The organism is Hallella sp. (assembly GCF_037460745.1).
GTDB classification, from domain to species: domain Bacteria; phylum Bacteroidota; class Bacteroidia; order Bacteroidales; family Bacteroidaceae; genus Prevotella; species Prevotella faecis.
This window is the reverse complement of the sequence record NZ_JAXVAE010000176.1, coordinates 1-10545: the sequence shown is the minus strand read 5'-3', so window position 1 is coordinate 10545 and position 10545 is coordinate 1. Positions and strand designations below refer to the sequence as shown.

6 protein-coding genes are annotated in these 10545 nt (G+C 52.7%); 3 read left to right on the top strand and 3 right to left on the bottom strand.

Annotation, left to right across the window (positions count from 1 at the left end):
* Positions 1-813: 813 nt before the first annotated feature.
* The 3 genes from WKK33_RS11560 to rplS form a co-directional block, all read right to left on the bottom strand.
* Entirely contained in the window at positions 814-3165 is a 2352-nt protein-coding gene (locus tag WKK33_RS11560) for a TonB-dependent receptor (RefSeq protein WP_337934006.1), read from the bottom strand.
* Positions 3166-3428: 263 nt separating this feature from the next.
* Entirely contained in the window at positions 3429-3713 is a 285-nt protein-coding gene (locus WKK33_RS11555) for a hypothetical protein (protein WP_337934004.1), read from the bottom strand.
* Positions 3714-3818: 105 nt separating this feature from the next.
* Complete coding sequence (gene rplS, locus WKK33_RS11550) at positions 3819-4178, bottom strand: 50S ribosomal protein L19 (protein WP_337568823.1); 360 nt, start codon at positions 4176-4178, stop codon at positions 3819-3821.
* A 223-nt stretch (positions 4179-4401) separates the two neighbouring features.
* Here rplS and WKK33_RS11545 point away from each other — a divergent pair, with 223 nt between their 5' ends.
* The 3 genes from WKK33_RS11545 to WKK33_RS11535 all read left to right on the top strand — a co-directional run bounded on the left by WKK33_RS11545 (position 4402) and on the right by WKK33_RS11535 (position 10329).
* A complete protein-coding gene (locus WKK33_RS11545) occupies positions 4402-5166 on the top strand; it encodes a 5'-nucleotidase (RefSeq protein ID WP_337569484.1) in 765 nt (254 codons plus the stop codon).
* Positions 5156-5995 carry a bifunctional UDP-sugar hydrolase/5'-nucleotidase gene (locus WKK33_RS11540; RefSeq protein WP_337934001.1) on the top strand — a complete coding sequence of 280 codons (840 nt, stop codon included), beginning with the start codon at positions 5156-5158 and terminating at the stop codon, positions 5993-5995. The genes WKK33_RS11545 and WKK33_RS11540 overlap by 11 nt, the downstream gene beginning before the upstream one ends.
* Positions 5996-6321: 326 nt before the next feature.
* Entirely contained in the window at positions 6322-10329 is a 4008-nt protein-coding gene (locus WKK33_RS11535; protein ID WP_337933999.1) for a hypothetical protein, read from the top strand.
* The last annotated feature ends 216 nt before the right edge of the window (positions 10330-10545 follow it).

Sequence of the window (10545 nt, the reverse complement as noted above, 5' to 3'; positions counted from 1 at the left end):
TGTATATTTCAATCGCGGATTAAGGTGCAAGGCTATCGCTGAATAGTTACAAAAACAAAGGTTTTTGATAAAAAAAATAAAAGAAAGCAATATTTTACTATCAAATTATCAGTTCGCTTATCTATTCGACTTTTTTCAACGGCTTTCATAAAGACTTAGAAATTCAATTCCTTCATGTCATTGGGGATGATCATTAAACATAGCGAAGCATTGGACTACTATCTTCTCATAAAAACGGGTTACCAATAAGATCATAAGTATAGAAATTTAGTTTGTGGTTTTCTTTTCGAATTTTCGTTAAGCCAAATGACCCGATCCGAATTTGTTCGGGTTTTGCCATGACGAGAAAACGTGCCTTGAAAAGGACGGTTGGGAGGATGGGCGCAATGCGAATTATGGCAACAAACTATATTGGAATCTACAGCGTTGGTGGCGACGACGGAAGGATTGGACGGAAATACGCCATTCTCAGCGCAATTACATAACTATCCAACAGTCAGCAAGTTACCGCGACAGGAAAGAATTCAACCTTCTTGGCTGGCCATTTCGCATTGCGAAACATGCCTAACCAAGGGACGATACATGGTCTTTCGAGTCGCGGAACGTGGTCTTTCGAGCTGCGGTTAGGCAGGTCTCGCAAGACGAAAGATGCCTAACGGTGAGCGCACGACGCAAACTGGCTACGGCGAGCACGGAAAAACGACCGTTCCGTTGACTGGTTCAACGAAAAACGCCGCACAACTTTTGCACCAAAATATCAAACAGGACGCATCGCGCCAAGGGAAGTGTGGCGCGTACCCCAAAAGGCTTTTATCAGTTCATACGCATCGACTCGGTCGATATGACCTTATTGGAATTGACGCGCGCCCGTTTGTTGCCCCACGCCAATCGGTAGCGCACCGACAAGAAGGCGGTAAACAGGGGGCGGTCGAGCCGACTATCGTAACGGAACAAGGCGGTCTTCGTAGACGAACGAGAACTGAACATATATCTCAAACCTGCACCCACATACAGGTGGTTATTCATCATCCATTTGCCCACCCTCGCATCGGCATTACCCAAATAGTATTGGGTGGAATAGACCGAGCGCTGCGGGCTGCAGAGCATGGCTGAGCATTGCAGGCTGAAATCGCCTGGCAACGTAGCCATCGACGTGAAGCCGCCCGTCACCTGACTCGCAATTTGTTTATTCTGTCCGTAGCGCGACCGCAGCCAATCGTAAGTTAAATAATAACTGACATTCCACTTTCTCGTGATTTGCAGCAAGGGGAAATTCACGTAGAAAAACAACCGTTGCGAATGGAGGCCATTGGCCGCCGAGATGACCTCGTTGCCCTGCTCATCAAGATCGTAGGTACGGCCTGGCTCAAGCGTGTTCACAAATTTGGCGCGAAAGCTGAATTGGCGCACGCGCATCTGCAACGCCACTTCATCGGTAAAACCAGGATTGAGGTGGGGGTTGCCCTTTTCGTAGCTGTACTCCGACTTCCACTGCACCGACGGGTCCATGGCTATGAGGTTGGAGAAGTTGTAACTACGTTCATACTGCAGGGTGATGGTTTCGTACCGCTTCTGGTTATACACGTAGGTAAGGATGGCATAGGGAAGCCACTTGTTGACGTTGCGCTTGTAGGATGCCACCTCACCACCTTGCTCCAAGAGGGGTTTCATGTGCGATTTGAGGTAGCGCGAGCCTATGCTCAAATCCCATGCGCCCTGCCTAAACTCATAGCCCAACGACCCTCTGAACGAGGTCTCGTTGTACAGGTAGCGGTAGCGGTCGGGACTTTGTGCCGCCAGTTGGCTGTAGTCGTTATTGTTGTCCCAGTCGTCCACACTCACCGACGTAACAACACGGTGGGCCTTCGATAATTTCCACGTGGCCGATACGCTGGCGCTGAGCAGGTGGTAATACGATTTCTTGTCTTGCCGGAACATGGATTGCTGGCTATCTCCCACGGTCTGGTTACGCTGTATGTTGCCGTCCGATCCCTTGAACGCATAGTCTAACGAGCCGAACAGGGTCACCACAGGCAGCGTACCAAAATAGTTGAGCATCCCCTGAAAATAGTTGCTCTTGCTATAGTCGGCCACATAACCATCGGTGACGCTGGTCAATTGGCCGTCCTCCTGTATCTCGTTGTGCGTCGAGTTGGACAGCGTCTTGTCCTGATGGGTGGCGCTGAGGTTCAGCGAAAGGTTATTGTTCTTGTCGAAGTCGTACGCCAATCCGGCCGTCACACCCACCGACGGCTTAACCTTCATGTGCATCATCGTTGTTTCGCGTCGCACCACATCGTTCTCATAATAGTGGGTGAGACCCTTGGAGCCGCGGTTGAGCATGGAGCGAGGCGAATAGTCGGGGGTCAGAAACATCGACCATTTTCCCACACGTTGCTCCACATGAACGGAAGGATTGACCTCAAACTCATAAACGTTAGATAGGGTTGCCGACGGACCCACAGAAGCGCTGCCGCCATCGTCGGCACGGTTCGTGGTGATCTTAAGCACAAAAGCCATCTTGTCGGTGAGCAGCGGGTCGGCCGAACTGTTGAGCACCTCCACCGACACAATGTTCTTGGCCTGCAAATGGCTCAAGTAGCGCGTCAAGGCTTCCCCTTTGAACATCAAGCGCTTATTGTTGACAAACGCCGAGCCTATCTTCTCTCCGAAAGCCGAAAACGAGCCCTCCTCCAGGTTGATACCGGGCAACATACGCAACGCGTCGGCCAAACTCGAATTTTTCAGCAGCGGGTCGTTGGCCAGAGATGCCACGTAGCCTTTGGTGTTATAGCTGATACGCTTGGCCGTTATCTCCACACCCGCCAACTCGCTGCTGCTCTCCCGCAACACGATGGGCGGTAGGTTCAAGTTACCGAGACACTCCACTTGGGCCTCATAGGGAGCAAAGCCGGTGTAGGTTACGCGCATCGTATAGTAATTAAGCGGCAGCTTTACCTCAAACCCACCTGCGCTATCCGACGCCACATCTGTTACCTTAGGTGTGGTTCCCATCGACGAGAACTGCACATGGGCTCCCACCAACTTGGCGCCAGCCTCATCTACAATACGTCCTTTTACACTCAGGTCCTCACCTTGCGCAAACGATGCGAGCGTTCCCAAACACAAGCATAATATAATAAGGTAAAACTGCTTAGCTTTCATAGGTCCATTGTTTTAAAAACAAAAGGGTCAGTAATCATAAGTTCGGCTATATAAGAAACAAAGCCGTTATGATCTACAGATTGGGATCAAAGGGTTGCGGATTTTTGGGCGCGGCAACTATCACAACCCGAACACCATCAATGTTTCTCCACTCACAACCGCATTTAAGGCAAGTAAAAATTTCCGTTTTCGTATTAAAAACGCTGTTTTGTGCATGACACGAAGGGCAAGTCGTCACCGCTATATCTGCGAGCTCAACAGAATCACACTCGCTCATAGGGACAAAACTCGTTGTCGTAACCGACAGAACGCCCATCAACAACAAAATCATCAACTTCTTCATAAAAACCTCCTATTTTAATGAATACTATGGCAAAGATAAAGAAAATAGTAACAAGTTGCAAGCGTTTCGACAAAAAAACAAATAATTCGTAATTTAACCAAAAATCGTCATTAAACAAACGAACCACAGGCATAAACGGAAACAGGAGGCAAACAACCCCATTGGGATGTTTACCTCCTGTCTTTTTCTTTTCGTAGCGCCCCACAGGGCACTGGCGCCAAGAATCAAGCGTTTTCGTTAAGCCAAAAGAGCAGAACCTATCTTGTTCGGGTTATGCCATGGCATGAAAACGTGGCTTGAAAGGGAAGGATTATTTTGCGTTGATCACGCGTCTCTCCTTGATGCGAGCAGCCTTACCAGTCAGCTTGCGCAGGTAGTAAAGCTTAGCGCGACGCACCTTACCGTGCTTGTTGATCTCGATTGAGTCGATGTTGGGCGACTCCAAGGGGAAGATACGCTCCACACCCACGGTTCCCGACATCTTACGGACGGTGAAACGCTTCTTTGTGCCCTCGCCGTTGATCTTGATGACCACACCGCGATAGAGCTGAATACGCTGTTTGTTACCCTCGACGATTTTGTAAGCGACAGTCACAGTGTCACCAGCTCTGAAAGCAGGGAACTGCTTGCCGGTTGCAAATGCTTCCTCAGCAACTTTAATTAAATCCATTGTTGTTTTTGATTAAAAATTGTTTGTCTCACCAACCCGACGTAGCATGAGAACTCATCTCTCAACCAGCGGTCGGGCCGAAAAGCGGTGCAAAGTTACGGCTTTTCAGGCAAACAGGCCACGTCACAAGGCAGAAATCTTTCATTTTTAACATTTTATTTAGGTTGCGGCTATCGCCAAACGACGAAGAATAATTATCTTTGCAGCATCTAAACCAATTGTTATGTTAAGAAAAACTCTGTTTATAGCCTTGGTAGCACCCATGCTCATCACGTCGTGCGGGTCGCACTACCAACTGGCGGGCGTGGAGCGCACACGTATCCTGGTGGACAAGCGCTACGACGCCAACCCCGATCAGAAAGCGGCTGCCTTCCTGGCGCCCTACAAGCACACGGTCGACTCCATCATGAGTCCGGTCGTGGGACGCATCGACCATTACATGTCGGCAGCCAAACCCGAGAGCGAGGAGAGCAACCTGCTGGCCGACATCCTGGTGTGGGGCGGAAAGGCATTCCAAGAAACGCCCGACTTCGGCGTATACAACGTGGGAGGCATACGCGCCGCATTCGCTCAGGGCGACGTTACCTACGGCGACGTGCTCAACGTGGCGCCGTTCGAGAACCACATCTGTTTCCTCACGCTCACGGGCGAGAAGACCCAGCAGCTCTTCAGCGAGATAGCCAAGGTGGGCGGCGAGGGGGTCAGCCATGGCGTGAAGCTCGTCATCACACACGACGGACAGTTGCGCTCGGCCACGCTCCACGGCAAACCCATCGACCCCAACGCCACATACCGTGTGGCAACGCTCGACTACCTGGCGCAGGGCAACGGGGGCCTCGAAGCCTTCAAGGCGAAGACCCATGAGGTGTCGCCACAGGGCGAGGAGAACGATGTGCGCCACATCATCGTAAACTATTTCAAGCACATGGCCGCACAAGGCAAGGCCGTCAACGCTCAAATGGAAGGGAGAATAACCTATGAAAAATAAGACACTCATCGCCATAGCCGCCATGCTGCTCTGTGTGGCGACAGCCTTCGGACAGAAGACGCTGACCATTCTTCACACCAACGACACCCACTCGTGCATCATGCCGCTCGGCGAGACGCTGGCCGACACCGTGCAGGCGGGGCGCGGCGGATTCCTGCGCCGCATAGCCATGCTCCGTCAGGAGCGTGCCAAGGATCCTAACCTGCTGCTCTTCGACAGTGGCGACTTCTCGCAAGGCTCTCCTTATTACACGCTCTTCAAGGGTGACGTGGAGGCCGGACTGATGAACCAAATGGGCTACGCGGCAGGAACCATCGGAAACCACGAGTTCGACTTCGGACTGGAGAATATGGCGCGTCTCTTCAAGAGCCTCAACTTCCCCATCGTCTGCGCCAACTACGAGTTTAGCGAATACGACCTGCAAAACATCGTGAAGCCTTACGTCATTCTTCACCACCAAGGCCTGAAGATTGGCGTGTTTGGCCTCGCTCCCGAGCTCAAGGGACTGGTTGACCAGCGCAACTACGGCAACACGGTTTACTTAGACCCCGTGGCCACGGCACAGAAGATGGCCGACCTGCTGCGCAAGCAGAAGTGCGACCTCGTCATCTGCATATCGCATCTCGGATGGCACGAGGACGGCATGGGCGACCAGGAGGTGATAAGCCACACGCGCGGCATCGACCTGGTGCTTGGCGGACACAGCCACACCTACTTCCAAACGCTGCGCTACGCCAACAACCTCGACGGCAAGCCCATCCCCGTAGACCAAAACGGAAAGAGCGGCATCTACATCGGAAAGATGACCTTGCAGTTCGACAAGAAGTAACGACCGCTCCCCTATCCCCATCCATGGGGATTGCTCACATTCTTCCATTCCCCTCCAACGCATGGGCTACGCGTTGCCCTTGGCCTCAACCGCCACAACGCGAAAAGCCCATGCGCCGGAGACGGAAAGAACAACAAAACGCCTAACACTTCTTGAGAAGGCCAAGGCGCGAAAAAGAAGAATGAAATCCAACTACCACAAAACACATCTGCCTGAATATACAATTGCTTTTCTCATCATTGTAACATCAGAAACACACGGATGTAATTTCAGCAAATTACCTTTGCACAGGTTTTATACAAACTACCAATTAACAAATCACTTTTATGCTTAAAAAACTATTCTTAGTTTCTTTTACGCTTCTGGCCCTATGCCCCTCCAACAGCGTATTGGCGCAAAGAAGTTACACGTTCAACGCAACAACGCTGAACGTAGATGGCTTGCCTAACAAAATCGCAGGCATCACCATTAACAAAGATGGAAAGGAAGCGGCGGGAGCCACGGCCATCGGAAACGAGACCCGAGCCAAGGGATGGGACATCGTGGCCATGTCGGAGGACTTCAATTTCCACGACTACCTCATCGCTCCCATTGCCAACCTCTACTCGGTGGGCACACACGGAGGAAAGGTCAGCAGCCTTTCCAACTCTACCGACGGCCTGGGACTGCTACTCACCAAAAAGACAGGATGGAGCTTCAGCAACGAGACACGGGTGAAATGGAACGATCACTATGGCTTCACCGACCATGGTGCCGACGGCCTCATCAACAAAGGATTCCGCTATTACACCATCACCATCGCGCCAGGAGTGGAGATCGACTTCTACTGTCTGCACATGGACGCCGAGGACGGCGAGGGCGACATCAAGGCGCGAGCCAGCCAACTGACGCAGTTGGCCACCTACATCAAAAGCCACGACAATGGGCGCCCCGTACTGATTCTGGGCGACACCAACTGCCGTTACACGCGCGACGACGTGAAGGGAAAACTCATCGACCCCATCAACGCCGTCGACAACCTCACCATACACGATGCATGGATCGAACTGATCCGCGGTGGCGTCTATCCCAAGTTGGGCGACCCGTCGATCATGATTGGCGACGAGGGACCGCAGAGAGGAGAGGTGGTCGACAAGATTTTCTGGATAGAAAACTCGAAGTCGCGCTTGAAGATCCAAGCCAACAGTTTTCTGCACGACACGTCGTTCACAGCTTCCGACCACTATCCCCTGACCGTCTGTTTCACCGTCACCGACCCCACGGCAGCACCTGCCACACAGACCGACTACACGCTGCCTGAGGCGGCCACGGCCACCGTTCCTGAAATCGCGGGCAACAGCGCCGGTGAAGTAGCCCTGTCGGGCGAAACGTTCTTCCTCATGAACCTGGCCACCAAGAAATATCTTCAGGCTGGAGCCAACTGGGGAACCCACGCCGTGGAGGACGTGTCGGCCATGCCCCTGACACTCACACTCGTCGACGGACAGTATCGCATCAACACCATCCAGGGATCGGTGTCGGCCGAGGCGGATCCTTACATGGACAATCAGCAAAACACCACCTGGACGTTCGAGCCTGTGGCAGGCGAGGAATACCAATACATCATCAGGTGCGCCACAGGTGCCCTGGCTTCTGTAGGAACCGACAACCTGGTAAAGGCACTACCCTACGATGTCAACGACAACCGACAGAAATGGGCCATCCTCACAGAGGCCAAACTGAAGGAGGTGATGAAGCAACAAGCCTCATCCACCAGCCCGTTCAACATCACACCGCTGGTGAAAGGAGCAAGTTTCGGATGCATGGACGGATGGAACAACACGGCCACAGGTAAAAGCTATGCGGCCAACTGGTGGGAGTTCTCGTGCGACCCCAGCTACGGTGGCGTACGCGAAGACAACAGCTCAACGTATCGATGGTGTGCGGCCCTCATCAACACTGGCAACATCACCATGACACAAACGATCAACAATCTGCCCAAAGGAACATACGCTGCTTCGGTAGAGGCGTTCTACCGATCAAGAGCCTACGCAGTCGGCGGAACAAAAGATCATACGGTAAAGTCCACTTTCTCCTTCGCTGACCAGCAAACCGACATCAAGCAAAACACCAATGTAGGAATGGACGCCAGTAAAGCGGAAGAAGGGCCAACAAAGGCGTCAGAGGTATTCAAGGATAACGATGACTACAAGCTCACCTTGAAAGCCACACTCAACGAGGGCGGCAACGCCACCATTAAACTGCATAAGGAAAAATGCAATGGCCTGACCAACAAGTCAGGCATGTTGGCCGTTGACAACATGGAACTTTATTACTTCGGTGATAACGACAACGCCAACGTAGACCCTTACATCACCTTCAAGAACGCAGTGGCCAAGCATGTGAACGACACATGGGCCAAGGTACAACAACTCAACGAAGCGGGCCAGAAGGTTTACGACATCTCAACTGTGATTTACCGTTACAACAGCAACACCATCACCACTCAAGCCGACGTGGAGGTGCTCTGCGAATGGGTCGACAAGGCTTATCAGCGCGCACTCATCGCATCGCTCAACAACAATCCTTCGGGCGACATGACAGCCCTGATCATCAATCCGAGCTTTGAGACGGGCGACATGACGGGATGGAGCTCTGGTACGGGCTACGACGTGAACGTGAAGCCCAACAGCGACGCCACCTATAGCGTGCAGGGGTGCGACGGCAATTACCTGTTCAACTCCTACAACGGCGACAACGAGACGTCGGCTCCTTACATTTACCAAACCATCAGTGGCGTGAAGAATGGCCTCTACGAGGTGCGGGCTCGGCTCACGTCGTTTGCCGGACGCTCGGTATTCCTCATCGGCAACCACGCCCACAAGGGAATCGTGGCCGACGACAAGGGCCAAATGAAAGAGGCTGTCCTGCAATTCCTCGTGGAGGACGGCAATCTCACCGTGGGGGCCGTGGGTGGCAGTGGTGACCACTACGACCTGTTCATGCCGATGGCTGGAGGATTCTTCAAGGCCGATAACTTTAGCTTGAGGTACGTCACCGACCTCGCCAATGGTCGCATCAAACTGGCTCTTGATGAGGCCAAGCAACAGGCAGCCAACTTCACCGACCATGCGGGCGACAACCTGAACACACAACTGGCAGAATACACCCAAGGTGTTGAGGCCGGCTCTTACACGGGCGATGGCAGAGCCGAGGCTAAGGCTATCTACGCCCTGCTCTGCGAGGCCGCCAAGCAACAGCGCTCACAGGATGCCGACATGACGTTCGCCATCGTAAACCCCAACTTCGAGTTGGGCGACATGACGGGTTGGAGCTGCGCCACAGAGGGCTGGGAAACCAAGGTGGTGCTGCAGGACAACGCTACATACACCACATTGGGAACCGAAGGCTCCTACCTCTTCAACACTTGGAACGGCACCAGTGCCGTGAAGCCGCTCACACAGACCGTCGACGGATTGCCCAACGGCAAGTATCGTGTGTCAGCAATGGTGGCCATGGATGCCGGCAACGACATTTCGCTCACCGTCAATAATCAAACAACCAAGACAGCTGCCGTGGGCGCTGGAACAATGGCACTGGTGATGGGCGAGTTCGACGTTACCGATCACAAGGCCGACATTGCCTTGGGCAACGACAAGGGCCAATGGTTCAAGGCCGACAATTTCCGCATGACCTTCCTGGGCAACGAGCTCACCATGGACGAGACCGCACAGGAAACATCTGCCCTGTCTGACTATTACACCACCATCACCGTGAACCGCACCATCAAGGACAACGGCAAGTGGAGCACGCTGGTGCTGCCCTTCAACATGACAATTCCCGAGGGTTGGGAGGTGAAGGAGCTCACCGACGACACCCACGTAGATGCCAACGGCAACATCAACCTGCGTTTCGCCACAGCCAAGAGCATCGAGGCCGGCAAGCCATATATGGTGAGGGTGAACGAGACGGTGAGCCAGATCGTAGCGAAGAATGTCGATGTTGACATGAAGGCTCCTGTGCAAAATGGCAACGGCATCAACTTCGTGGGAGTGTACACAGCTGGCTACATCCCAACAGGTGCTTTCTTCATCTCCAACAATCAGTTCTATCACGCAACAGGCAGCCAGAACATCATCAAGGGCATGCGCGCCTATCTGCTGTTGCCTGAGGGCAGCGAGGCCAAGACCGTGACCTTCGACATCAGCGATACGCCTACAAGCATCAAGACTGCCACGACTGCCGCTCCCGTAGCCATCTACGACCTCCAAGGCAACCGCCTAAGCCGCATGGCCAAAGGTGTGAACATCATCAAGCAAGCCAATGGCTCCGTGACAAAGGTCATCATCAAATAATAGCATCAACCCAACAATAACAATGATCATGAAATAGCAATATACAACACCCTGCATGAAGGTGATGAACATAAGCCACCGAGGCGGGCACCAACATCGTCGAGGCCGACGCGAAGGGCTTTAGCATATGCCACCAAACGACCTTGAACGCATAAACAGAAAGGGGGTGTGCATTCTATGTTTCTACGCAAGAAAAACTTGAAGTTTTTTTGCTGT

Bases quoted from the DNA above. Each gene is read 5' to 3' on its own strand.
- rplS (WP_337568823.1), bottom strand. From the start codon at position 4,178: ATGGATTTAATTAAAGTTGCTGAGGAAGCATTTGCAACCGGCAAGCAG.
- WKK33_RS11545 (WP_337569484.1), top strand. From the start codon at position 4,402: ATGTTAAGAAAAACTCTGTTTATAGCCTTGGTAGCACCCATGCTCATC.
- WKK33_RS11540 (WP_337934001.1), top strand. From the start codon at position 5,156: ATGAAAAATAAGACACTCATCGCCATAGCCGCCATGCTGCTCTGTGTG.
- WKK33_RS11535 (WP_337933999.1), top strand. From the start codon at position 6,322: ATGCTTAAAAAACTATTCTTAGTTTCTTTTACGCTTCTGGCCCTATGC.
- WKK33_RS11560 (WP_337934006.1), bottom strand. From the start codon at position 3,165: ATGAAAGCTAAGCAGTTTTACCTTATTATATTATGCTTGTGTTTGGGA.